Genomic DNA, 24,020 nt, shown 5'->3' with positions numbered 1-24,020 from the left:
CCGTCTCGGTCGGATCGACCGGCGCGCATCCGGCCGTCAGGGTGACCCTACCTACAGTTTCTCCGAGGCGATGGCCTGGTTGGTACGGCGTTGTGCCTGCCGGAACCCGCGGTCGGCCGAGGCGGCCTCGGGGTCGGGGAGCGTATCGCGCAGGCCGTCGAACCGTTCGACGGCGCGCTGGAGGTTCGAGGCGAGCGTCTCCAGCGCCCGATCGGTTCCGCGCCGGTCACCTCCCTCGGCCCGTTCGGCCGCCCGCTCCGCCGCGCCGCTGACCGCCTCCAGCGCGCGGAGCAGGCCACCGAGGGTGTTGGTCGTGCTAGCGGCGCCGGGGGCGGCGTCCCCGGGGGCCGACGCGTCGCCGTCCTCCTCGTCGTCGCTGCCGATGGACGCGAGACGATCCGCCGTCTCGCCCGTGATGTCGGCGACAAAGGACGCGAGCGACGCCTTGCCCGTCCGCGGGCGCTCGATCCGCACCGGCGCGGCCTCGGCCGGGTTGACGCGGAAGGCACCGATCGCACCGTCGGTATCCCTGACCTCCGTCGTGTACGCCCCGGCGCGGTGGACGTAGACGGCGTCGTTGCCGTCGAGGGTCGCCTCGTACAGCCGGCCACCGAAGTCGTCGGCGACGGTGACGGCGGTCAACTCCGCCTCCGTCCCGTCGGCGTTCAGTTCGAGTCTGGCGGCGTCCGCGCTCGCGACGAGGGGAATCTCGCCGTCGACGCCGGCGAGAGCCGTCGTTCGGACGGTGTCGGACTCGGGCGCCGTCGCGGTGGCGGTGGTGTCGGTGTCGGTGTTCGCGCCCCCGTCACCCACCTCGACCGGTTCCTCGTGGGGCGCGAGTCCGGGGGCGTTGACCGTCAGGCGGTGGGAACCGGATTCGACGCCGCGGAACACCGACACGCCACGGAACGTCGGGGCGGCGACCGGGTCGCTCCGGAGGAGAGCGATGGCTTCGACGGCCGTCTCCGTCGTCGTCACGCCCGCGCTGTCGGGGGCGTCCGGCGACTGGATCACCTGGCTAACCGTCGCGATCACGTCGTTGATCGGGCCGGGCGGGTCGATGGCGTCGTAGCGGTCGGAGAGCGCCGCTCGATGGGCCGGTTCGGTGATGTCGACCGCCGGATCGGCGTACCGCTCCTGGGCCCACGGCGTGCCGGCCGTGGTGATGTGGCTCGCGATGGCGTCCTCCGCGAACTGGGGGACGGCGAACTCGAAGCTCAACTGCGGGCCGGTGAACGTCGAGATGTCCTCCAGTTCCGCCGTCGGCACGAGGTCGTAGGTCACGTCGATGTCGGCGTCCGGGGTCGGTCGCCCCTCGTAGCCGAAGACGATACCCGTCTCCCGCGCCGGGAGGTCCGTGGGCGGTTCGGAGAGGGCGTCGAACGACCGAATCGTCAGCGCCTCGGGAACGAGCGACTCGCGGGTGACGGTGGGGAGTCGCTCGTGGTCGTAGATGGGCACGCCGTCGAGTTCGGGGACGACGTAGGGAAGGCGGAGCCCCTCGTCGCGGGGGAGGCCGTAGGCCGCCGGGAGTTCGGCCAGCGCCTCGACGGCGCCCACCGCACGGTTCGTGATGTCTGCGGGCAGGTCGTCGAGGGGGAGCCGCTGGAAGCTGTTGGGCCGGTTGTTCAGCGACAGTGCGCTAGAGTGTGAACCGAGTTCGGAGAGGATGCGGGGGACGCGGTCGGGGTCCGGGTCGAGGAACTCGTTGTTGGGGACGCGAGTGGAGTGTGAACTCGCGACGAACAGCTGGGGCTCGTCGGAGTCGGTGTCGACGAAGACGTGTAACACCTCCCAGTCGTGCCAGTGGAAGTTGGTCGTGAACTGGTCGAACGCCGAGTAGTACCAGAACTGGACGGCGGCGAGCGGCGACTCGGCGTACTCGACGACGTGGTAAAACACCGTCGGCGCCGGCGGCTCGCCCGACTCCGCGAACGCCGCCGTGTAGCCGTCGAAGGCGTCGAAGCCGTCGACGACCGTCTCGCCATCGCGGCCGCTCGTGTACGGACGGGGATCGGTCGGGAACCACCGCTCGGCAGTGTCGAACGTGAGCGCGGGGGCGAACCGTTCGGCCAACTCGAGAGCACGCTCGGCGGAGGGTGTTTGGGTCGGCGTGTCGGTGTCGGTGTCGACGGCGTTGCCGTGGCCGTCCGGCGTATCGGTACTCGGACCACCGCCACTCGGACAGCCGGCGAGGGCCGCGGTGCTCGTCCCGGCGAGGGCGCCGAGGAGCGACCGGCGGCGGAGGCCGGCGTCGTCAGAATCGACCATCGGTTGCGTCGGGGGGTGTGGGGCGGCGCGGGACGACCGTCGACGGCGCGATTCGTGACATACTGGCTACTGCGGGTGCCGAACGAAATGTTTTGGGGCTACCGCGCCAGCGGCATCGCGTACCCCGTCTCCTCGCCGACGACCGTCTCCCACGTCGCCTCGCAGTCACAGGACACCTGCTCGAACACGGCGGGGTCGCCGCGGAGGCTGAAGTCCTTGATCGCGCGTTCGACCTGCTCGTCACACTCGCCGCAGTTGTGGGGACCGCGGTCGCTCCCGCCGCCGACGGGGTCGGAGACGACGATGGCGTCGGCGTCCGCGGTGCGTTCGAGCACCTTGGCGACCGACCAGAGCCACGGCGGCCGATAGCCCCCCTGGAAGTAGAGGTCGTCGACCATCGTGTACCGCTGGACGTTACAGGGGTTCATCGAGACGGTGTGACAGTACTCCGCACAGCGTCGGATCGAAGCGACCATGTCCTCGACGGCCTCCGCCTCCGAGAGGAAGGGCGGCTTCATGAGGAGGTAGGCCTTCACGCCCGCGCCGGCGGCCGCCGCCTCGTCGGTCGCCACGACGAAGTCCTCGAAATCGAAGTACTTGTTCACACAGTCGTGACGGACGCGATCGGTGGCGGTTTCGAGACCGATCGCCACGTCGGTCGCGAGGCCCCGATCCGTGAAGTCCACGAGTTTCCCGCGGTCGACGAAGTCGGGGAGTGATTCGACGACGATTCGCTCGCGGTCGGCGAAGGTGTCGGCGATGGCCCGGCGCGTCTCGGCGCCGACTTCGCGTTCGTCGAGGAAGGAGCCCGAGGTGTAGATTTTGATCAAGTCGGATTCGTCGGCGGCGTTCTCCGCCTCGTGGGCGAGACAGGCGTCGATCTGATCCATCAGGGCGTCGTGGGTGACCGACCCACCCTCGACGGATTCGGCGACGTAGCCACACATGGTACAGCCGCCGGCCCGCGCCCAGCGACAGCCACCGGTGTTGAGGATGATCGTCAGCGACTGGTAAACACCGTCGGGCGTCCGATCCTCGTCGATCCACACCCGCGTCGGCTCGTGTGGGTCGTAGCGTTTCTCCTTGCGGGACCGAATCTCCCGCATCACCTGATTGTGGGCGTCCATGCCCTTTCCCCGTTCGTACACGTCGGGGCTCGGCTCGCTCATTGTCGGGGGTAGCCCGCCGACGCGTAAAGCGGCTTCGGGGCCGGCACGGCGTGGTGCCCGGACTGTCCGGAACGATAAGGGGAGTCGTGGCTACTTTTCGCCACACGGAGCCGCCCTGAACGGGTCACGTAACTGGATGTAATTACATCCCCGAAGCAACGACTAACCTCTTGGAGACGTAATAAACTAACGTACGTTACCATGACAGACTTAGGCGGTTTCAGAGATCACGTAGCACAGGTGGACCTCGGGTCCGGCGATGTGTCCTATCGGAGCATCGACGACGAGGACGCGAAAAAATACATCGGCGGACGCGGTCTCGGCGTAAAATACGTCTTCGACGCCGGACCGGATGTCGACCCGCTGGGTCCCGACAACCGACTCGCGTTCATGACCGGGCCACTGACCGGGTCGCAGGCCGTCATGAGCGGCCGGATCGCGGTCTGTACGAAATCCCCGCTCACGGGGACCGTCACCGACTCCCACCACGGCGGCTGGTCGGGGGCCCGCCTCAAGTGGTCGGGCTTCGACGGCCTCCTCTTCGACGGGCAGTCCGAGGAGCCGGTCTACGCCGTCGTCGAGGACGGCGAGGTCGAACTCCGTGACGCCTCTCACCTCTGGGGTAAGGGCGTCCACGAGACCCAGGAGATCCTCGAAGAAGAGATCGACGGGTCCTACGGGAAGAACCTCTCCTGTATGGCCATCGGTCCGGCCGGCGAGAACGAGGCTCGCTACGCCTGCATCATGAACGAGGACGACCGGTCCTCGGGCCGTGGCGGTACCGGCTGTGTGATGGGCAACAAGGGCCTCAAGGCCGTCGTCGTCAAATCCGGCACCAAGATGCCCAAGCCCGCGGACTCCGACACGTTCGGCGAGGGTGCCCGGCAGGCGATGCAGGTCATCCAGGAGTCAGACGTGACCGCGCCCAACGAGGGTGCGCTTTCGATGTACGGTACGAACGTCCTCATGAACATCACGGAGGAGATGGACGGTCACCCGACGAAAAACGGGCAGTACACGTCCTCCTTCGCGATGAACGAGGTCGAAGGCACCGACGTCGAGGCCGAGAAGATCAGCGGCGAGAACGTTCGCGAGAACATCCTTGTCGACGAGCCGACCTGTCACTCCTGCCCCGTCGCCTGTAAGAAGGAAGTCGAGGTCAACTACCAGCACAAGGGCGAGGACATGAACGTCCGGATGGAGTCCTACGAGTACGAGAGCGCGTGGGCCCTCGGCACCAACTCCAGCAACGACGACCGCGACTCCATCGCGGTCATGATCGACCGCTGTAACGACGTCGGTCTCGACACCATCGACATGGGGAATATGTTCGCCATGGCGATGGAGATGACCGAGAAGGGCTACCTCGACGACCTCGACGACGACATCGACTGGGGCGACGAGGAGCACATGATCGACCTCATCGAGGAGACCGGCCGCCGCTCCAGCGACCTGGGCGACCTGCTCGCCATGGGCGCGGAACGCGCCGCCGAGGAGATGGACGCTCACGACTGCCGTCTCGACGTCAAGGGCCAGACCATCGCCGCCTACGACCCGCGCTGCATGAAGGGTATGGGCATCGGCTACGCCACCTCGAACCGTGGCGCCTGCCACCTGCGCGGCTACACGCCGGCCGCCGAGATTCTCGGCATCCCGGAGAAGGTCGATCCCTACGAGTGGGAGGGCAAGGGCGAACTCTGTGCGACCTTCCAGGACCTCCACGCCATCTCGGACTCCTTTGACATCTGCAAGTTCAACGCGTTCGCGGAAGGCATCGAGGAGTACATCAAGCAGTACAACGGCATGACCGGCCGTGACCTCTCCGAGGAGGAGCTCATGACGGCCGGTGAGCGCGTGTACAACCTCGAACGCTACTACAACAACCTCGCCGGCTTCGACGGCTCGGACGACTCGCTCCCGGGTCGCTTCGTCGAGGGCGACGAGGAAGCCATCCCGGGCCAGCGCGGCTCCGAGGGTGAACTCTGCGAACTCGCCGAGATGAAAGCGGAGTACTACAGCCACCGTGGCTGGGTCGACGGCGTCGTCACCGACGAGACGCTCGAGGACCTCGACATCACCGCGGGTCCGGGCACGGGCGTCTCCGGCTCCGGCGGTCAGGCTCCGGCCGACGACTAACCCGGCGATCAGCCCACGATTCCTTCATTTTTTCCGATCCGGTAGCTACGGCCCCGAACTGACGCCGTACCGCAGTTCGTACTGCAACAGCGCGAGCATCGCCCGACCGTCGCGGAGGGACACGCCGTCGGCCTGTGATCGACCGGGGATGCGTTCCGCGTCGTCGTCGGTCTGTGGCCGACTACCAGCGGCGCGTGGCGCCGCATTGCCCAGTGCCGCCGCGAGCACCGCGTCGTAGTCGGCCGTCTCGACGCGGATGCTCTCGTTGAAATCCAGGTCGCGCTCGGCGGTGGGGGTACAGCCGAGCGCGACGAAGTGGTGGTGGACGGCATTGGCGATGCCGTTCGTCGGCTCCGCCGAGCACAGCGGGGACACCTCCGCGGCCTCGTAGCCCGTCTCCTCGCGGAGTTCGCGCCGTGCGGCGGCCGCCAAATCGCCGTCCTCGTCCTCGACGGAGCCCGCGGGGAGGCCGCGGTTCACCCGCCCGACCGCCTGTCGCCACTCCTCGATGAGCACCACGTCGCCGTCGGGGGTAACAGGGAGGATCACCACCGCTTCGGGCTCGTCGACGTAATGATAGTCGGTTTCGGTGCCGTCGGGGAGGGTCACCTCGTCGCGGCGCACGTCGAAGCCGGGACAGGTGTAGTCGACGGCCGAGTCGGTCGTCTCCCACCGGATATCCTCGTCCATACCTCGGGTGAGAGACGGCGGCGGAAAAAGCTAGTTCCGCCGCCGAACGAGCAGGCCGGTCCCGACGAGGCCGAGGGAGACGAGCGTCGCGAGGAGGTGAATCTCGCCGACCCACAGCGGAAGCCGAACGCCGGCGCTGATCAGGCGGAGCAGGGGGGTGAGGATCGGCACGCTGGCGCCCGTCTCGACGCCGTCGGCCGGCGTGTCGCCGTAAGTGGGGGCGCCGACGGGTTCGCCCTGAGGCAGGCGGTCGGCCTCGTACGGCAGGGCGCGGTAGTCGAGCTGGTGGGTCCAGACGACGCCCCCGGTGGCGTTGATCTCGACGAGGCGGGCGTTGCGCGTGTCGGTGATCAGCGTGTTACCGTTGGGGAGGCGGTCGGCGTCGCGCGGCCAGTCGAACTTCTGGCCGGCGGCGCCGTCGAGCACCCAGACGGGCTCCCAGACCCCCTCGTCGTTCCGGTGAAGTTCGACCACGCGGTGGTTCTCGCTGTCGGCGACGAGGACGGCACCGTCGCCGAGCCACTGGGGGTTGTGCTGGCGGTGGAGGACGGACGGATCGCCGACCAGGCCGTCGTCGTCGGTGTCGTCGTCGCGGTCGGCGTTGATCACCTCGACGACCCCCTCGCCGCGTTCGAGGACGACCAGTTGGTTCGCGTTGCGCACGGAGACGAGAAAGCGTCCCTGACCGATCCGATCCACGTCGTTGATGTGGAGCCAGTCCCGTGTCGTCGGGTCGTCGGGGCCGTCGTAGCGAGTGCTGGCGTTCCACTGCCACGCCACTTCGCCGTCCTCGACGACGAACACGCGTTCGTACTCCATGTCGGCGACGACGAACCCGCCATCGGGGAGGGGCTCCACGTCGTGAACTTCGCTCGCGACCCGGTTGCGCACCGGGAACGACCACTCGTAGACGACTTCGGGCGACGGACTGGCGTCGGGATCGATGATCCGGAAGCCGGTCCGGTGACAGGTCGACGGATAGGGGCCGCAGTCCTCGTAACCGTCGTCCATGTAGCTCGCAAGGACGGAGCCGTTGTCGAGTCGGGTCACGTCGAAGTAGACGAGACCCGTCGACACCCGCCACTGCTCTTCGTCCCCGTCGAGCAAGCGGACGGAGCCGCCCTCGTGGTAGCTGCCGACACCCTGGACGCCGAGGAGGGTGCGGGAGCTGTCGGCGTCTGGCGACGAGGCGCCGGTCGTCGTGGGCGAGAGCGCCGCCCCGACGACGACCGTCGCGAGGAGACAGCAACAGCCGATGGCGACGAGGAGGTCGCCGATTCCGAACCGGGAGGGCATCTAGTGGCCGGGTGTCGAGTGGCGATGATAAGCCTTCGGATACGCGGTCCCCCATCCCCGATGACCGGCGTGACGCCGGACGAGTGGCGGCGCCGGCACCGACGGTCAGCGAGTGACCGCCGTCAGACCCGCGTCAGACGGGGCGCCAACAGTCATGTGGGTCGAGCCTGTAGAGCCACCCAATGACGGACGGTACCCCCGACAACGTCCTTTTCGAGTGGTACGAGCGGTACATCGGCGATCCCGAGACGGAGACGGACGTCTATCTCGGGTTCGCGCTCTTTTTTGGCGGCATCGCCCTCGGCGCCGTGGGTATCGCCGTCTTCCTGCTGTCGGCGGCGATGAGCGGCGGCGGGACGCCGGCGTGGGCGATCCGCGAGGTGGCGATGGTGGCCGCGTCGGTGGGCTTTCCCGTCATCCTGCTCGGGATGGTCGTCCTCCTTCCCGCCGACCAGCGGATGACGTACGCCGCGGTCGGCGGGCTGGCGGTCTGTCTCGTCGCGGTCGGACTGTTCGTCGCCACGTACCCGATGAACTGGAACGTGGCGCGGACGCCGGACTACAGCGCGCAGGGCGTCGCCATCTACGCGGTCGGCCTGGTGGCCGTCGTCGGCGCGACGGGGGCAGCGCTGGTCGGTCATCAGGTCGAACGCGCGACGCCGGGAGAGCGCGCGACCGAGGTGAGCGCCGGCGCCGGTGACGCCGGGGGGACAGACGGCGCGGGCGGTGCGAACGGGCCGGGCGAGACGGTATCGGACGAGCAGGTGCGCCGCGACATCGACGAAGCGATGGCCGACGCCGACCTGTCGTGGGGCGGCGTCAACCGGAAAAACACCAAGCGCCTCGAACTCAACACGCCGGGCGTGGAGGTCGACCGCGAGGCGTTCGAGAACGCGGAGGCGACGACCGTCCGCTCCTCGGGGAGCAACGTCGACGACGCGCTGTCGAACCTGCGGAAACTGCAGGGACGCGAGCAGGACACGGACTCGTCGACGGGCGTCGACGACCAGACGGCAGCGCTGACCGAACTCCGGAAACAGCAGGAGGCCGAAGAGGTCGCAACCGAGGACGAGGCGGGCCTCATCGACCGGGCGAAACGGCTATTTTCGTCGTGACTGCTCCCCGTCACTCGATCCCGGAACTCGCCGAATTCGACCGTCTGACGCCCGTCAGACCTAGGTAAGCGGTCGAACACTTGGGCGAACGTTTATGATGGCTACGGCGCATGACACGCGTATGGCTAAAGGCCTAGACGTCGGCACTATGAATCTCATCTCGGCACAGCAGGAGGGTGCGGAGACTGTATTCGTCCAACAGCGCAACTCCTTCGTCGAAATCGAGTACTCCGACATGGCGGAGCAGATGCTCTCGCGGAGCGACGTCCTCCACATCCGGAAGGACGACAAGGTGTACGTCGTCGGCGACGACGCCCTCAACTTCGCGAACATCTTCAACGAGGAGACGCGCCGCCCGATGCAACACGGCATCCTCTCCTCCGAGGAGTCCTCGGCGATTCCGATGATCAAGCTCATCACCGAACAGGTCGTGGGCCAGCCCAACCACCCCGGCGAGCGCCTCTACTTCTCCTCGCCCGCCGACCCCATCGACTCCAACCTCTCCACGCTCTATCACGAGAAGACCCTCGAATCCATGCTCGGTGACATGGGCTACGAGACGGAGCCGATCAACGAGGGGATGGCGGTCATCTACTCCGAACTCGCCAACCACAACTTCACGGGTCTCGGCGTCTCCTTCGGCGCGGGCATGACCAACGTCTGCCTGTCGTACTACGCCGTCCCGGTTATGAAGTTCTCTATCGCCCGCGGCGGCGACTGGATCGACGAACAGGCCGCGCAGGCCACCGGAACGCCCGTCGACAAGGTCACCTCGATCAAAGAGGACGACTTCGAACTCGACTTCCGAACCGACGTGGGCGGCGTCGAGGGTGCGCTGGCCATCTACTACGAAAACCTGCTCGACTACGTCATCGAGAACATCGCCCGCGAAGTCGACGAGGAGGACGTGGAGGAGGACCTGGACGTGCCCGTCGTCGTCACCGGCGGCACCTCCAGCCCCCGCGGCTTCGAGAAACTGTTCGAGGACCACCTGCGCGACGCCTCGATTCCGTTCTCGATCAGCGAAGTGAAAAGCGTCGACGAACCGCTCTACAGCGTCGCCCGCGGCGCCCTCGTGGCCGCCCGATCCGACGAGGAACAGGAAGACGGCGAGGGCGGTAGCGGCGGCCGGCAGGCCCAGGAGTCGCCCGCGGAGGACTGATTATCGACCGCCGGCGTCTGCCTCGACGCCGTCGCCGTCGTCGACGGTACCGTCGTCCGATTCGTCGTCCGATTCGTCGACGGCGTCGGGCAACGGCGCCCCCTGCCGGGCGTAAAACCGTCTGAGCGCGTCGTCCCACGACTCGTTTGCCGAGCGGGCGGGCCGCGAGAGCGGCGGTTCGAGTTCGACACTCGGCGCGCCGTCGCCCCCGTGGGCGCGGTAGAATCGGCGGAGTGCGTCGTCCCACGACTCGACCGACCGGGGGTCGCCGCGGTGTTCGGCCGCGATACCGACGTAGCCGCAGTCCTCGCAGACGGACGCCTCCCGGCCGCCCAGGGCGTACGTGGCGAGTGTCCCCTCACACTGCGGGCAGTCCATACCTCCGGATTTCCGCCCCACCTATTTAGCCTTCCCCCCGCGTGACGACATCACCGCCGCGAACACGGCCCCCGTGGTCCACATTTATATGTCAGTTGGACGAATATCGGAGCAGTGCTACTCCACACGAAACTCACCACGGTCGCCGCCGTCGTCGCCCTCCTCGTCGGTGCGGTTGCCCTGCCGGTCGTCGCCGTGAGCGAACCCCGCGACGAACCGGCGGCGACGGACCCGCCGGTTCAGGTGTACGCCAGCGAGACGCTGGATATCTCGTCGGTCCGACTCTCCGGCGGTGGAACGATCGGAAACGCCTCCACGACGTTCGTCGCCGTCGGGGGCGGGGAGTCGTTCACCGTCGACCCGGCGAACGCCGACTTCGACGGCGTCAGTTCGGGCGCCTACTACGCCGAAAACGACAGCGACGTGCAGGCGGACGTTCGAGTCAGTCGACCGGAGGTCTCCACGCTCGAACTCCGCGACGAGCGGTCGGTCGCCGTCACCGACGGTCAGGGTGACCCCGAAGATCTGAACCGGCTGACGATCCTGGCTCGATACAACTTCGACGACGCGGACAGACTCGACATCACCGTCGTGGGGCCGTCGGGCGACGAAGTCGCCACCAGCCGTATCACGACGAGTGGCGAACGCATCACCGTCGACCTCGGAACGCCGACGCCGGGCACCTACACCGTCACCGCCGTCGGGAGCGACATCGACGCCGGCAACGCGACGGCGACCGTTCGGGTCCGCGGCGAGGTGGCGACGGCCACGCCGACTGCGACGGCCACGCCCACGCCCACGCCCACCGCGACGGCCACGCCCACGCCCACGCCCACCGCGACGGCCACGCCCACGCCCACCGCGACGCCGACGGCGACACCCACCGTCACGGCGAGTCCGACGCCGTTCACCGGGACGACCGTCGGTGACGGTCCCGGTTTCGGCGTCGTCGCCGCCCTCCTCGCGCTCCTGGCTATCGCGCTCCTCGGTCGGCGTTAGTCGACCGAGCGCGTCCGCTCGAAGCGGTACGCGGGAAGGCGGAGTTCGTCGAGTTCGGGCATATGTTTGACGTTGTAGACGACCTTCATCTCGGCCGTCGCCGGCGCGCCGATGCAGGATAGCTGGATGCCGCGCTCGGTCATCTCGGTCGAGAGCACGTGATCGATCGGCACCGTCATCTCGCCCTCGACGACGGCGACGGCGCAGTTCGCACACGCGCCACCCCGGCAGGCGTACGGCCACGCGAATCCCCTGTTTTCCGCGGCTTCGAGCAGCGTCTCCCCGGGAGCGACTAGGAACTCGCCGTAATCTTCGGAATCGAGGTCGGCGTCGGCCGCGATAGCGAACAGGTCGTCGTCATCGATCGACCACCCACGGTCCGCGATCACCTCGTAGTTCAGATACTCGACGCGGGACCCGGCGTCGTGGTGGTGGTCGACCGCCTCGGCGTCGTCGCGGTCACCCGCCCCGCCGTTCTCCATCGCCAGAATCCGTTCGTAGGCGTCTTTCACCCGCTGGAACGCACGCGCCGACCCGCCCTGATCCGGATGCGTCTGCATAACGCGACGGCGGTAGGCCTCGTCGATGTCGGCGTCACCGGCATCCGGATCGACACCCAAAACCTCGAACGGATCGTCCACGAATAGAGGTAGGGCGTGAGGGGAATAAAAGAACGGATCGCCCGCGAGCGCCGTCGCTCGCCGGTCCGAGTGGCTCGGTCAGCGTCCTCGAACGTGATGGAAGGGGGGGATTCGAGGGAACACACACATGATCACACGCTCTTTGACTCCCCCATCGGCTCATTCCGCTCGAAGGATTACAAACCGTGCAGTCGTTCCAGAATTTTTGGAATCATCCGGATACGCCCGTCTTTTTGCGGGTTTTTATATTTTCCGGCGGATTACTTCGCGCCAAGACGAAGAAGTAGACAATCGCCAACCCGATCGGTCGGCGTCAGCTTAATTTGTCGACAGCGTCAACAAGCGGATATGGGTACGAAGCAGATTCGCGTGAGTGAGTCCTACCACGCGTATCTCAAGAGCAAACAGCGAGCGGGTGAAACGCTCGGTGAGACGGCCGAGCGACTGGGACGAGATTTTAGTCTGTACGAGTGGGCTGAGGAGATGGCGGAGGTAGCCGACGAACACTGGGACCCGGATGAATTCGAGGAGCAGCTGGAAGCCGACGACGAGGAGCATCTTGAGCAACTGGACGAGGAGCTTCCGTGATACTCGATACGAACTTCGTCGGCGACTTGGCGACGCAGGACCCTGATGCACGCGCGTTGGCAAGAGAGTTCGAGGGTGAGCCGGTTCTGATACGTCTCCCGACGAGTGTTATCTGGGAGATACTCTACGGCCTCGCAAATGATACGACACAGGACGGCGTCCCTGTGGAACTTCAGCGGCGGTACGAACACCTCATCAATACACGGACCGTCGAGGACGTCGACGAACATATCGCGCGCCGGGCGGGGACGCTTCGAGGGAAACACAGCGTCTCGGATCGGTTACGGAACCTCGATGGCGCAGATTCGTTCGTTGCAGCCCACGGACTCGCACTTGGCGAGCCAGTTATATCGAACGACAAGGACTTTCAGGACGTCGACGGACTCGACGTCGTCACGTACTGAGTCACAGCCACCCCTTCGCGCTCCCGGCGCTGCGCCTTCGGCGAGGCCTCCCCGTGGTAGTGATCGAGGAACGTTTCGAGGTCGGCCCACCCGCCCCACAGGAGCGCGACCTGTTCGTCGACATCGAGTTCGTGGCGCTTCGTGACGACCGCTCGGAGGGAGTTGTCGTCGATGTCCAGGCCGACAGAGACGTCGACCGGGTCCTCGACGCTCACGCGGACCACCCCGTAGAGCGGGCGCTACCTGTCAGGAAATGCGGGAAAACGGGTATGTACCCAGTGGGCCGGCACGAATTTGAATCGTGGTTACGGCCACCCGAAGGCCGAAGGATACCAAGCTACCCCACCGGCCCGCGCCCGAACGAACGCCAGCGGCGACTTTAACAGTTGTGATTCGGCCGGGTCAGTACGACCGGAATCCGTCGGTGTCGAGGTAGTTGTGCGCGACGGTGATGGCGTGGTCGGCGTGGAGCGCCGTCGGCCCGAGGCGGATGCGGGCGTCGGCGCGGTCGGCCAGCAGCTCGCGCTCGTCGGCCGTGAAGTCGTGGTGATCGGACAGAACGAACACCGGATCGGTCGGCGGATCGTAGTCGACGACCGGCGAGCCGTCCTCGTGGAGGTGGATCAGCGTCCCGTCGAGGGCGTCGGGCGTCGCCTCGAACCCCCGACGGCGGATGGCGACGCCGGGGCTGGATTCGACCGGCTGGTGACCGATGGCGTCGTCGCGGCGGTCGAGGGCCGTGCGGATCAGTGCGGCCGTGCTCCGCTCGTCGGGGTTGAGCCGGCGGAGGTCGCTCCCCTCGAAGGTGACCGTGAACGTATCGGCGAGGACGAGATGGACGCGAACGTCCTCGCGAATGGCGTGTGAGAAGAAAAAGGCGGAGTTGACACACCGACAGAGCACGTCGAGACGGCCGGCGGCGCCGGCGAGGTCGTCGAGCGAGAAGTCAGGGGTCGTGGGGGCGTCGTGACCGACGACGACGAACTGGCGCATGGCGGGACTGGGAGCCGGGCGGCCTTGGCCTATTCGATGTGGACCGTCGTCGACGCGGCGAGACGGGGCGACGGATCGGGGACGAGGAGGCGGCCTTCGAGTCGGTGCTCGCCAGTGTCGGCGGCGACCCACTCGTCGGGCGCGACGCGGATTCGCTGGTACCAGACGGCCGCGAACGTCTTCGTCTCGCGTCCGGCGAGGCGGAGAGTGCCGTCGTCGTCGGGAAGCGCGTCGCGTTCGGAGGCACGGTCGACGCCGTTGACCGACCACGTCCACGGGACGGGGGCGGTCGTGCGCAGGCGAAGCGGGAGGGGGAGTCGGTTGCGGACGGTGACGCGGAGGCGGATGGGCTCGTCCGGGGCGTAGCGTGCGCGGTCGGTCGTGCAGTCGACGTCGAGGGCGCGTCGGCGGAGCGATCGCGGGAGAAGCACGTGACTCGCCTTCGCGGCGTCGAACGATCGGGTGGCCGTCGGGCGCGGGACCGGCGTGCCCGGGTGGTCGTCGCGTGCGAGGGCGTCGCCCCGTTCGGCGCGGCGCGGCGGTCGGGTCATCGGTCGGCCGCCAGTTCCGCGTCCAGTCGGTCGTGGTACGGACAGGCGATGGCGTGGTCGGCGTCGCCGTCGACCGCCTCCAGATCGGGGTGGGCGTCCCACTCGCCGCAGTCGGCCTGTGCGATCGGACAGCGGGTGTGGAACTTGCAGCCATCGGGCGGGTCGGTGGCGGAGGGGACGGCGCCGTCGAGGACGACTCGGTCGCCCTCCCACCGCGGGTCGGGTTCGGGGACCGCCGAGAGCAGCGAGTAGGTGTAGGGGTGGTACGGCGGCGAGAACACGTCCTCGACGGTCCCGACTTCGACGAGTTCGCCGAGATACATCACCGCCACCCGGTCGGCGAGATGCCCGACGACCGAGAGGTCGTGGGCGACGAGCAGGTAGGTGAGACCGAACTCGTCCTGGAGGTCGGACAGGAGGTTGAGCACGCCCGCCTGCACGCTCACGTCGAGGGCGCTGACGGGTTCGTCACAGACGACGAACTCGGGGTCGACGGCGAGGGCGCGGGCGATGCCGACGCGCTGGCGCTGGCCGCCGGAGAGTTCGCGCGGGTAGCGGGCGGCATGGGCGGGGCGGAGACCGACCGTCTCCAGCAGGGAAACGACGCGGCGGTCACGCTCGCCGACCGGGCCGATGTCGTGGACATCGAGGGCCTCCCGAACCGCATCGCCGACGGTGAATCGAGGATCGAGGCTGGCAGTCGGATTCTGGAAGACGTACTGGAGGTCGCGCCGGCGGTCCCGCAGGTCGGCCGCCGACAGGGCCGAGAGGTCGTCGCCGCGGTGGCGGACGGTGCCGGCGGTGGGTTCCTCCAGGTGGACCAAGGCACGGCCGAGCGTGCTCTTGCCACAGCCGGATTCGCCGACGAGCGCCAGCGTCTCGCCCGGTCGAATCCGGAGGTCCACGCCGTCGACGGCGTGCACCCACCGGCGCCGGCCGAGCAGGCGCGCGAGGAAGGATTCTTCGGTCGGGTACCGTTTGACGAGGCCCTCGGCGCTGACGAGCGGATCGGTCACGACTCGCCCTCCGTTTCGACGTAGAAGTCGAGTTCGCCCTCGAAGTCGGCGTCGTCGACGTAGGCGAGGCAGGCGGCGCGGTGGGCATCGCCGTCGTCGGCGAGCGGCGGGTCGCGTTTCGTACACGCATCCTCGGCGTAGGGACAGCGGGGGTGGAACCGACAGCCCGGGGGCGGCGAGGCGAGGTCGGGTGTGGTGCCGGGGACGGTGGGCAGCCGGTCACGGTCGTCGCCGATCCGCGGCACCGCGCTCAGGAGGCCGGCGGTGTAGGGGTGTTTGGGGTCGTAAAACAGGTCGTCGACGGACGCGCGTTCGACGGCCTGGCCGGCGTACATCACGAGGGCGCGGTCACAGAACTCGGCGACGACGCCGAGGTCGTGGGTGATCAGTTGGACCGCGAGGTCGTCGGCCGCGAGGTCGTCGAACAGATCGAGCAGTTGGGCCTGGATCGTCACGTCGAGCGCGGCGGTGGGTTCGTCGGCGACGAGGAGGTCGGGGTCGCCGGCGAGGGCGATGGCGACGACCGCCCGCTGGGCCATGCCGCCAGAGAACTCGTGGGGGTACTGGGTCGCGCGAGCGGCGGGGTCGGGAATCCCCACCCGATCCAGCAGGGCAACGGCGCGGTCGTCCGCGGCGTCGCCGTCGCGGTCGGTGTGGACGCGAACCGCCTCGGCGACCTGTTCGCCGACGGTGTACACCGGGTCGAGCGCCGTCTCGGGGTCCTGAAACACCAGCCCGATCCGGCCGCCACGGAGGCGACGGAGGCGGTCGGGCGGGGCGCCGACGACCTCCTCGCCGTCGAACCGGATCGACCCGCTCTCGATGCGGCCGGGGTCGTCGAGCAAGTCGAGAAGCGCGAGCGCGGTGACGGTCTTGCCGGCGCCGCTCTCGCCGACGACGCCGAGGCGTTCGCCACGGTCGAGGGTGTAGGAGAGGCCGTCGACCGCCTGCACGACGCCGCCCTCGGTGTAGAAACGCACGTCGAGGTCCTCGACTTCGAGCAGCGCCACTAGCGCGCCTCCCGGGAGCGGTAGGTTCCGGCCCCGGCGTCGGGGTCGAGCGCGTCGCGAACGCCGTCGCCGACGAGGTTGATCGAGAGGACAAAGAGGAAGATGGCGAGGCCGGGGAAAACGGTGACCCACCACTCGCCGCCGACGAGGGTGTCACGGCCGGCGGAGAGCATGGAGCCCCACTCGGCGGTCCCGGGCTGGAGGCCGAGGCCGAGGAAGCCAAGCGCCGCCGCCGAGAGGACGACGGTGCCGACGTTGAGCGTCGCCTGCACGACGACGGGCGCGATAGCGTTGGGGACGACGTGTCGAGCGAGGATGCGCCGGTCACCCGCGCCGACTGCCCGCGCCGCGAGCACGTAGTCGCGCTCGACGACGCTCAACACCTCGCCGCGGATGAGGCGGGCGTAGCCGATCCAGCCGACGGCGACGAGGGCGCCGACGAGTTTCCAGAAGCCCTGACCGAAGACGGCGACGAGGGCGATAGCGAGGACGAGAAAGGGGAAGGCATAGAGCACGTCCACCAGCCGCATGATCGTTTCGTCGACCCAGCCGCCGACGTAGCCCGCGACGGCGCCGAGGGGGACGCCGACGACGAGCGCGAGGGAGACAGCGACGACGCCGATGGAGAGGCTGTAGCGGCCGCCGTAGAGCACGCGGGAGAACACGTCTCGGCCGGCCCAGTCGGTGCCGAAGGGGTGAGCAAGGGAAGGCGGACGGTAGGCGGGGGCGACACCGGAGGCCATGGGATCGTAGGGCGCGAGCGCGATCGGTTGGACGACGACGCCACCGATCTCGATGGGTCGGGCGAAGACCGCCAGCAGGGCCATGACGGCGATGATGGCGAGACCGGCACGGGCGGCCCGGTCACGGCGGAAGCGGTCCCAGGCGCGCGACCGACGGGCGGTGGCGGTGGTGGTCGGCCCCGCGTCGTCGGTCGCGCTATCGGCGTCGCCGGCGAACCCCCGGACTCGCAGGCGGCCACGGCCGTCGAGCGGGTTTCGGGGCATGGTTAGTAGGTGATGCGGGGGTCGAGCCACGCGTACACGATGTCCGCGAGCAGGTTGGCGACGACGACTGCCGTAGCGACGAGCAACACCACCGCCTGCACGACGGGGAAGTCGCGCTGGAGGATCGCACGGACGAGGAGGCGGCCGAGGCCAGGCCAGGAGAACACCCGCTCGACGACGACGGCGCCGTCGACGAGAAAGGCGACCTGGACGGCGGCGACGGTGACGACGGAGATGAGCGAGTTCCGGAGGACGTGTTTGACGATCACGGTCCGTTCGGGCAACCCCTTCGCGCGGGCGGCGCGGACGTACTCCTTGCGAAGCTGTTCGGTGACCGCCGAGCGGGTGAGCCGGGTGAAGAGGGCGGCCGAGGCGGTGCCAAGGGTGATCGCGGGGAGCACGAGGAAGGCGAGCGATTCGGGGGCAAACAGCGGGGCGACCGGCGGGATGACGGGAACGACGTTGAGGTGGACGCCGAAAACGAGGATGAGCAGGAGGCCGAGCCAGAAGTTCGGCGTGGCGATGCCAGCGAGGGCGACGACGCGGCTCCCCTCGTCGAGGAACGTCCCACGGCGGACGGCGGCGACGACGCCTGTCGGAATCCCGACGAGCAGGGCGATGAGGAAGGCGATACTCCCGAGGGCGAGCGTCTCGGGCAGGCGTTCGGCGATGGCGGCGCTCACGCTCCGGTCGGAGATCACCCGCTCCCCGAAATCGAGGCGAAGCACGTCCGACAGCCACAGGAGGTACTGTCTCCAGATCGGTTCGTCGAGGTGGTACTGGGCGCGAAGCGACGCCCGGAGCTCGGGCGTCGCCTCCTGGAACTGGAGGACGTAGTCGACCGGTGTCCCCGGCAGGAGCTTCACGAGGCCGAAGGTGAGCGCCGAGACGCCGAGGAGGATCGGGAGGGTGAGTAGCGTCCGCCGGAGGACGTAGCGACGGAGTGACACCGGTTACCCGCCTCCGGACGCGGTGTACGCACCCGCCCACGGGGCGTAGATCGAGGTGAACTCGCCGGAGTCGAGCGGGTAGGTTCGAAAGCCCTCGACGGCGTCGGATCGGAACGCCTCGATGCGCGTCCCGAAGCGGACGAACGCGACGGGGGCGTCGGCGACGATGCGGCGCTGAGCCTGCTCGTAGTGGTCGCGGCGCTCGGCGGTGTCGTAGGTGGTGAGCGCCTCGTCGAGCAGCCGATCCACCTCGTCGTTCGCGTAGTGGGCGGCGTTACAGCAGGATGGAGTCGCCTGCCCGCTGTAAAAGAGGTTGCGGAGGTAGGTGTCGGGGTCCCAGCCGCCGGACCAGCCGAGCGCCATCATCTCCTCGGATTGGTGGGAGTCACCCGAGAGCACGCGTTCGATGTAGGTGTTCCACTCGAACTGCTCGATCGATACGTCGAAGAAGTCGGTGGCGTTCAACTCGTCGCGGACGAGCTGTGCCCAGCGCACCCGGTCGGCCGTCTGGTTGGTGACGATAGCTGTCTCGTACGGCGGTTCGATGTCGAGGGTCGCGAAGCCAGTCTCGAACAGTTCGCGGGCGCGTTCGGGGTCGTGGCCCATGTACTCCTCGGCCATCTCGGCCAGAAACGATTCCGAGGTGTAGTCGTCGAGCAGCGGGGAGACGGGGGCGTAGGCGGGCTGGCCGATGCCGCCGTACACCGATTCGATGATCTCCTCCCGGGGGATCGACCGTGCGATGCCCTCGCGAACGTCGCGGTTCGAGAAGGGGGGCGTGGCGAGCGGGAAGACGAGCATATCGAAGCCGCCGGCGAGGTGGTCGGTGACCGTGATGGTGTCGTCGTCGCGGAGGTCGGACACGGCGTCGGCCGGTGGGTTGTTGGCGAGGTCGATGTCGCCACCCTGCAGAGCCGCCAGCTGCGAGGACTGTTCGACGATGATGCGGAACGTGACCGTCTCGATGGGTGGGTCGGCGGGCACCTCGCCGGCGTCGACGGTGCCGTTCCCCGAGAGGTCGCCAAGCTCCCCGCCCTCGTACCAGTGGTCGTCCGCGCGGACGAGCCGGTAGAGCCGGTCGGGTTCGTGGGTGTCGAAGGCGTAAGGGCCGGTCCCGACGGGGCCGGTAGAGAGGTCGAGCCCACCGTTCGCCGCCGCCTCGGGGACGATGGGGATGCCGCCGAGGGTGAGTCGAAACGGGGCGTACGGCTCCGAGAGCGTCACGTCGAGCGTGTAGTCGTCGCGGATCGTCGAGTCGTCGTACCAGAGGTACACGTCGGACTCGCGGGGCGTGCCCTCGTAGCGCTCGAACGTCGCCTGCACGTCGGCGGCGGTGAAGTCGCTGCCGTCGTGGAAGGTAACACCCTCGCGGAGGGAGAGACGCCAAGTGAGGTCGTCCCGCCGGTCGAGGGCGGTCGCGAGGGTCGGACGGACGGACCCCTCGAAGTCGACGGAGACGAGAGGTTCGTAGACGAGGCCGAACGCTTTCTGTGACGTGGTGTCGTTCGCCAGCGTCGGATCGTACGTGCTCACGTCGGCGCCGAGCGTCGCGACGAGTTCCGAGACGGCGTCCGAGCCGCCGGCACAGCCGGCGACCCCGGCGGCGCTCGCCGCCCCCACCCATCGCAGCAGTCGGCGGCGAGATGTGGGGAGCGATGGCATAGTATACTACCAGTCCGACGGGCGACGCCGAAATATGCTACGGTTGGAGGAACACTTCGGGGACCGAGACCGACGGCGGACGTGGGGGGTGTCGTCCCCGTGTATCGCCGAACGGGGGTGACTACGGACCGGTCAGGCGGGCACCGGCGTCGGCCTCGGTGGCTGGGTGGGCACCCCGCCACTCCCGCCGGTCGGGGGTCGCTGGGGCCGGTCCGCGCCGGGCGGCGTCGGCGCGCCCGGTTCCTTCTCGCCGTCGACGAGGAAGTCGGCGAGGTTACCGATCAGTACCTCGTTGTCGGCGTCGTAGGCGTTTTCGCGGCTGACGAAGTCCGTATCACCGACGGCGGAGACGTTGCCGCTGCGGGCGAGGACGGCGTACTGGCCGGAGTCACGGGTCTTCGATAGGTGCGTGCCGTCCGTACCGACGAGGACGCGCGTCGCGTCGGCCGTCCGGATGGGCGCGGCTTCACGCATCACGACGCGGTCGACGCCGGCCGCGAGACCGCCGCTCGACGCCGATTCGGCGAAGATGCTCTTGTAGTTGTTGTCGTTCGTCTCCATGTTGTAGAGATAGCCCGAGCCGTAGGTGACGCCGTAGGTCGAGCCGAGCGCCGTCGTCCGTGGGCCGGTGGGCTGGAGGCCGCCGAGGCCGAACAGGATGCCACCGGAGATCCGGATCGACGCCGGGTCACCCATCACGAGCACCCGCCCGCCGGCGTCGGTGAAGGCCTCGACGCCGGCGAGTTCGTCGTTCGTGAAGCGCTGTCGGGGGCTGGCGACGATGAAGGCGTCGGCCGAGCGGAGCGACTCGTTGAGACTCGCCCGCTGGCCGCGATAGAACCGGACCTGGTGGCCGTTCTCGACGAGCGTCGACACCAGGGGTTCGAGCTCCCTCTCCGTGACGCCGTTCTGGTGGCCCACGTCGACGAGGACCGTCTTGCCGGACGCGTCGCTCTCCATCGTAATCTTGCCCTTTTCGGGCGTCTCGTCGGGGAGGATCGTCCCGGGCTGGAACTGCTGGTTCTCGACCGCGGGGGGGTCGGCGCTGTCGTCGCTCGAACCGAGGGCGTACGGGGCGACGGCCGCGCCGCCGACGATGGCTGCGACGATGACGACGAAGACGACTGCGAGTCTGGAGTTAGGCGCTGACATTGCCGATCACCTCGTCTTGGGTCTGCACGTCGCCGTACACCATCAGGAACGTCGGGGTGTCGACGGCGTCGTAGCCGGCGGGGCTCTCCTCAACGACGACTGCGCCGCCGTCCTCGGTGCTGAGGAGGAAGAGTCCGCCGAGCCGGGGCGGTTCCTTGCGGACGACGTCGTAGTCCTCGAGGCCGGCCGCGGAGGCGGCGCGTTCGATGGCTTCGGGCGTCGAACCGATCCGGTCGGCCATGCCGTTTTCGACGGCACGGGCGCCGGTGTACACTTTCGCGTGCGCGACTTCGGTGCGCGAGAGCGAGAGTTCGTCGCCCCGGTGTTTCATGACGGTGCCGACGAACGCGTTTTTGAGCGTCTCGATCTGTGCGCGGCGCTGGTCGGCCGTCGCGCTGGCCTTATCCGGGCCGCTCTTGATCTCGCCGGGGAGCGAGGGGCCGGGCGCAGCACCGCGGACGCCGACGCTCCCGACGATGGATGCCGGGGTGACGTAGATGTCACGCGCGGGGAGCATCGCGTAGTACGCGCCGGACGCGCCCGTGGATTTGACGCTCGCGACCACGGGCATCACCTGCGCGGTGCGCTGGACGGAGAGGTAGAGCTGTTCGCTCGCGGCCGCCGACCCGCCGGGGCTGTCGACGTTCAGGACGACCGCGTCGATCGATTCGTTCTCGCGGGCCTCACGGAGGTCCTCCTGCACCGACGTGACGGAGTTGGAGGAGATGAATCCCTCGACGGAGATGACGGCGACGGTGCCGTCCGGAGCCGTCGCCCGGTCGTAGGCGACCGGGGCGAGGACCGCACTCAACAGGACGGCCGCGGCGACGACGAGGGCGTACGACTGTACCCGCGTCAGTCCCGAGCCGTCGGGGCTGTTCGACATAGTGCATCCTGGCGTCGGTGGGCCGTCCCGTAATAAGCTGGCTTGGCGAAAACGCCGATTGTACCTTGGGAACTCTTCACTCGGTGAGGCCGTAGCCACGCTTGAACAGCAGATAGTCGACCAAAAGCACGACAGCAGTCGCCGCGGACAGCACGGCAAGCGACGTGTTCGGGTCGATTTCGGAGACGCCGATCATCCCGTAGCGGACGCCGTTGACCATGTACACCATCGGGTTCAGGAGGGAGACGCTCCGCCACAGCGGCGGCAGGATGTCGAGCGAGTAAAACACCGCGCCGAAAAACACCAGCGGACGGAGGATGAACTGGTTCATCACGGTGAGGTAATCGAAGTCGTCGGCCCACAGGCCGCCGACGATGCCGAGGCTCCCGAAGAGGGTCGTGATGACGAGGATGAAAGCGACGAGATAGAGGGGATGCGAGAGCGGGACGGCGGTGAACACCAGGCCGACGCCCACGATGAGCAGGGCCGTGAGCACGCCGCGTGTCGCGCTCGCGAGGACGTACGACGCGACCATGTTGAAATTCGACATGGGCGTGACGACGACGGCGTCGATGTAGTTGTTCCACCGACCGTGGAAGATCGAAAAGGAGGCGTTCTCGAAGGCGTCGGAGATAGCGCCGAGGACGACGAGGCCGGGCAGGACGAACTGGATGTAGCTCACGCCGGCGATGGAGCCGATCCGACTCCCCAGGATGACGCCGAAGACGGCAAAGTAGAGCGTGTTCGTGATGATCGGCGGCAGGAACGTGTTGTACGGACGCCGGACGAATCGGAGGATCTCCCGCCGCACCAGCGTCTTCAGTTGGACCGTGCTCCGGCTCACGACTGCCCCCCGTCGGCCACCGCGGAGCCGGTGCGGGTCATCTCGACGAACACCTCTTCGAGCGACGTGCGCGACACGTCGAGGTCGACGATTTCGTAGCCCGCGTCGTCGAGTTCGCGCACCAGTTCGGGGGCGACGAGGCCACCCCGCGACGCGGAGACGACGAGGCGGCCGTCCTGCACCTCGACTGCCTCGACCTGTCCGTTGCCGGCCGCGATATCCGGTGTCGACCGGATCGGCTCGCGAAAGGTGACGGTGATGTGGTCGGTTCCACGATCCATGAGGTCGTCGGGTGTGCTCACCGTGGCGACGCGGCCCGAATCGAGAATCGCCACCTCGTCGCAGAGCCGTTCGGCCTCCTCGATATAGTGGGTCGTGAGGAGGATCGTCGTCCCGTTCGCGTTGAGGTCGGTGATGAGGTCCCAGAGGTCGTGCCGGAGCTGGACATCGACGCCGGCGGTCGGCTCGTCGAGGATGAGCAGGTCCGGATCGGTGACCAGCGCCCGCGCGATGAGGAAGCGGCGCTTCATACCGCCGGAGAGCCAGTCGAAGCGCGTGTCGCGTTTCTCGTAGATACCGACCTGTTTGAGCACCTCGTCGGCCCGCTCCCGTGCCTCGCTCGCGGGGATACCGTGATAGCCCGCCTTGTGTTCGAGCACCTCGCGAATCGGAAAGAATCGGTCGACGTTGAACTCCTGGGGCGCGAGACCGATGCAGTCCCGCGCGGCGCAGTAGTCCGCTTCCACGTCGTGGCCGAACACCCGGGCCGTCCCCCCGCTCTTGCGGACGAGGCCGACGAGGACGTTGATGAACGTCGTCTTGCCGGCGCCGTTCGGGCCGAGCAGCCCGAAGAAGCTCCCTTCGGGCACGGTCAGCGAGACGCCGTCCAGCGCCGTCACGTCGCCGTACTCCTTCCTGAGGTCGTCGGTCTCTATCGCGGCTACCATCTGACCGATATCGGCGCCGGACGGAATTAAGCCCCGTGAAGTGCGTTCGTGGATCGGTACCACGCCACAATTAAGGATGATTAACGAATATTATCATTATAGATCATTAAGTTTATTAGCTCCCCGGGCATTCGGTCGGACGCAATGCACGTA

The 24,020-nt window shown here is 67.9% G+C and carries 23 protein-coding genes, 1 tRNA gene and 1 pseudogene; 6 read left to right on the top strand and 19 right to left on the bottom strand.

All coding sequences use genetic code 11. The features are described 5' to 3' along the window. Positions 1–51 precede the first annotated feature (51 nt). Complete coding sequence (locus HALNA_RS03625) at positions 52–2,271, bottom strand: hypothetical protein (RefSeq protein ID WP_049935023.1); 2,220 nt, start codon at positions 2,269–2,271, stop codon at positions 52–54. Positions 2,272–2,369: 98 nt separating this feature from the next. Then, positions 2,370–3,440, bottom strand: coding sequence for an archaeosine biosynthesis radical SAM protein RaSEA (locus HALNA_RS03620; protein ID WP_049935022.1), 1,071 nt, complete (start codon positions 3,438–3,440; stop codon positions 2,370–2,372). 201 nt (positions 3,441–3,641) lie between these two features. On the opposite strand from HALNA_RS03620, the gene HALNA_RS03615 reads away from it, so the two are divergent. Beyond that, positions 3,642–5,576 (top strand): aldehyde ferredoxin oxidoreductase family protein, encoded by a 1,935-nt coding sequence (locus HALNA_RS03615; protein ID WP_049935021.1) that lies wholly within the window; start codon positions 3,642–3,644, stop codon positions 5,574–5,576. 45 nt (positions 5,577–5,621) lie between these two features. Here HALNA_RS03615 and HALNA_RS03610 read toward each other — a convergent pair whose 3' ends face one another. Beyond that, a complete protein-coding gene (locus HALNA_RS03610) occupies positions 5,622–6,266 on the bottom strand; it encodes an NUDIX hydrolase (RefSeq protein ID WP_049935020.1) in 645 nt (214 codons plus the stop codon). Between the two features lie 30 nt (positions 6,267–6,296). Beyond that, complete coding sequence (locus HALNA_RS03605) at positions 6,297–7,562, bottom strand: aryl-sulfate sulfotransferase (RefSeq protein WP_049935019.1); 1,266 nt, start codon at positions 7,560–7,562, stop codon at positions 6,297–6,299. A gap of 182 nt (positions 7,563–7,744) precedes the next feature. Between HALNA_RS03605 and HALNA_RS03600 the strand changes: the two genes are divergently transcribed. Together HALNA_RS03600 and HALNA_RS03595 are read left to right on the top strand one after the other, a co-directional pair. Further along, a complete protein-coding gene (locus tag HALNA_RS03600) occupies positions 7,745–8,677 on the top strand; it encodes a DUF7139 domain-containing protein (RefSeq protein WP_049935018.1) in 933 nt (310 codons plus the stop codon). Between the two features lie 121 nt (positions 8,678–8,798). Further along, on the top strand, positions 8,799–9,839 hold the full coding sequence (locus HALNA_RS03595) for a disk-shape morphogenesis protein volactin (RefSeq protein WP_157573433.1): 1,041 nt from the start codon (positions 8,799–8,801) through the stop codon (positions 9,837–9,839). Here the strand turns inward: HALNA_RS03595 and HALNA_RS03590 are convergent, their stop codons facing one another. Next, on the bottom strand, positions 9,840–10,217 hold the full coding sequence (locus tag HALNA_RS03590) for a hypothetical protein (RefSeq protein WP_049935016.1): 378 nt from the start codon (positions 10,215–10,217) through the stop codon (positions 9,840–9,842). A 114-nt stretch (positions 10,218–10,331) separates the two neighbouring features. Here HALNA_RS03590 and HALNA_RS20820 point away from each other — a divergent pair, with 114 nt between their 5' ends. After that, positions 10,332–11,216 (top strand): PGF-CTERM sorting domain-containing protein, encoded by an 885-nt coding sequence (locus HALNA_RS20820; RefSeq protein ID WP_049935015.1) that lies wholly within the window; start codon positions 10,332–10,334, stop codon positions 11,214–11,216. On the opposite strand, the gene fer is transcribed toward HALNA_RS20820, so the two are convergent. Next, positions 11,213–11,857 (bottom strand): ferredoxin Fer, encoded by a 645-nt coding sequence (fer, locus tag HALNA_RS21305; RefSeq protein WP_049935014.1) that lies wholly within the window; start codon positions 11,855–11,857, stop codon positions 11,213–11,215. The genes HALNA_RS20820 and fer overlap by 4 nt on opposite strands. Before the next feature lie 348 nt (positions 11,858–12,205). Here fer and HALNA_RS03575 point away from each other — a divergent pair, with 348 nt between their 5' ends. Both HALNA_RS03575 and HALNA_RS03570 read left to right on the top strand, forming a co-directional pair. Continuing rightward, positions 12,206–12,445: a hypothetical protein gene (locus HALNA_RS03575; RefSeq protein WP_049935013.1), complete on the top strand. Its 240-nt coding sequence runs from the start codon at positions 12,206–12,208 to the stop codon at positions 12,443–12,445. After that, on the top strand, positions 12,442–12,849 hold the full coding sequence (locus HALNA_RS03570; RefSeq protein WP_049935012.1) for a PIN domain-containing protein: 408 nt from the start codon (positions 12,442–12,444) through the stop codon (positions 12,847–12,849). The genes HALNA_RS03575 and HALNA_RS03570 overlap by 4 nt, the downstream gene beginning before the upstream one ends. Here the strand turns inward: HALNA_RS03570 and HALNA_RS03565 are convergent. The 13 genes and pseudogenes from HALNA_RS03565 to HALNA_RS03505 form a co-directional block, all read right to left on the bottom strand. Further along, entirely contained in the window at positions 12,813–13,064 is a 252-nt protein-coding gene (locus HALNA_RS03565) for a hypothetical protein (protein WP_157573432.1), read from the bottom strand. The two genes, HALNA_RS03570 and HALNA_RS03565, sit on opposite strands and share 37 nt — an antisense overlap. Positions 13,065–13,128: 64 nt before the next feature. After that, a tRNA-Pro gene (locus HALNA_RS03560) sits at positions 13,129–13,201 on the bottom strand. A 50-nt stretch (positions 13,202–13,251) separates the two neighbouring features. Beyond that, entirely contained in the window at positions 13,252–13,842 is a 591-nt protein-coding gene (gene trmY / locus HALNA_RS03555; protein WP_049935010.1) for a tRNA (pseudouridine(54)-N(1))-methyltransferase TrmY, read from the bottom strand. A 29-nt stretch (positions 13,843–13,871) separates the two neighbouring features. Further along, on the bottom strand, positions 13,872–14,393 hold the full coding sequence (locus tag HALNA_RS03550; protein WP_049935009.1) for a hypothetical protein: 522 nt from the start codon (positions 14,391–14,393) through the stop codon (positions 13,872–13,874). A 44-nt stretch (positions 14,394–14,437) separates the two neighbouring features. Next, positions 14,438–15,409, bottom strand: a pseudogene (locus tag HALNA_RS03545) (ABC transporter ATP-binding protein); the annotation flags it as partial. After that, a complete protein-coding gene (locus tag HALNA_RS03540) occupies positions 15,406–16,419 on the bottom strand; it encodes an ABC transporter ATP-binding protein (protein WP_049935007.1) in 1,014 nt (337 codons plus the stop codon). The pseudogene HALNA_RS03545 and the gene HALNA_RS03540, both read right to left, overlap by 4 nt. After that, on the bottom strand, positions 16,419–17,426 hold the full coding sequence (locus HALNA_RS03535) for an ABC transporter permease (protein ID WP_049935006.1): 1,008 nt from the start codon (positions 17,424–17,426) through the stop codon (positions 16,419–16,421). The genes HALNA_RS03540 and HALNA_RS03535 overlap by 1 nt, the downstream gene beginning before the upstream one ends. Before the next feature lie 2 nt (positions 17,427–17,428). After that, positions 17,429–18,376 carry an ABC transporter permease gene (locus tag HALNA_RS03530; RefSeq protein ID WP_049935005.1) on the bottom strand — a complete coding sequence of 316 codons (948 nt, stop codon included), beginning with the start codon at positions 18,374–18,376 and terminating at the stop codon, positions 17,429–17,431. Positions 18,377–18,379: 3 nt separating this feature from the next. Then, positions 18,380–20,038 (bottom strand): ABC transporter substrate-binding protein, encoded by a 1,659-nt coding sequence (locus HALNA_RS03525; protein ID WP_084509883.1) that lies wholly within the window; start codon positions 20,036–20,038, stop codon positions 18,380–18,382. A 132-nt stretch (positions 20,039–20,170) separates the two neighbouring features. Beyond that, positions 20,171–21,190, bottom strand: coding sequence for a DUF4350 domain-containing protein (locus HALNA_RS03520; protein WP_049935003.1), 1,020 nt, complete (start codon positions 21,188–21,190; stop codon positions 20,171–20,173). After that, positions 21,177–22,076, bottom strand: a complete 900-nt coding sequence (locus HALNA_RS03515; RefSeq protein WP_049935002.1) for a S49 family peptidase — start codon at positions 22,074–22,076, stop codon at positions 21,177–21,179. Before HALNA_RS03515 ends, HALNA_RS03520 begins: the two co-directional genes overlap by 14 nt. 76 nt (positions 22,077–22,152) lie before the next feature. Next, positions 22,153–22,920, bottom strand: a complete 768-nt coding sequence (locus HALNA_RS03510) for an ABC transporter permease (RefSeq protein ID WP_049935001.1) — start codon at positions 22,918–22,920, stop codon at positions 22,153–22,155. After that, positions 22,917–23,867 carry an ABC transporter ATP-binding protein gene (locus HALNA_RS03505; protein ID WP_049935000.1) on the bottom strand — a complete coding sequence of 317 codons (951 nt, stop codon included), beginning with the start codon at positions 23,865–23,867 and terminating at the stop codon, positions 22,917–22,919. Before HALNA_RS03505 ends, HALNA_RS03510 begins: the two co-directional genes overlap by 4 nt. Between the last annotated feature and the right edge of the window lie 153 nt (positions 23,868–24,020).

Source organism: Haloplanus natans DSM 17983, from assembly GCF_000427685.1.
In the GTDB taxonomy this organism is placed as follows: domain Archaea; phylum Halobacteriota; class Halobacteria; order Halobacteriales; family Haloferacaceae; genus Haloplanus; species Haloplanus natans.
The sequence above is the reverse complement of the archived record's forward strand: the minus strand, read 5'-3'. Positions and strand labels throughout refer to the sequence as shown.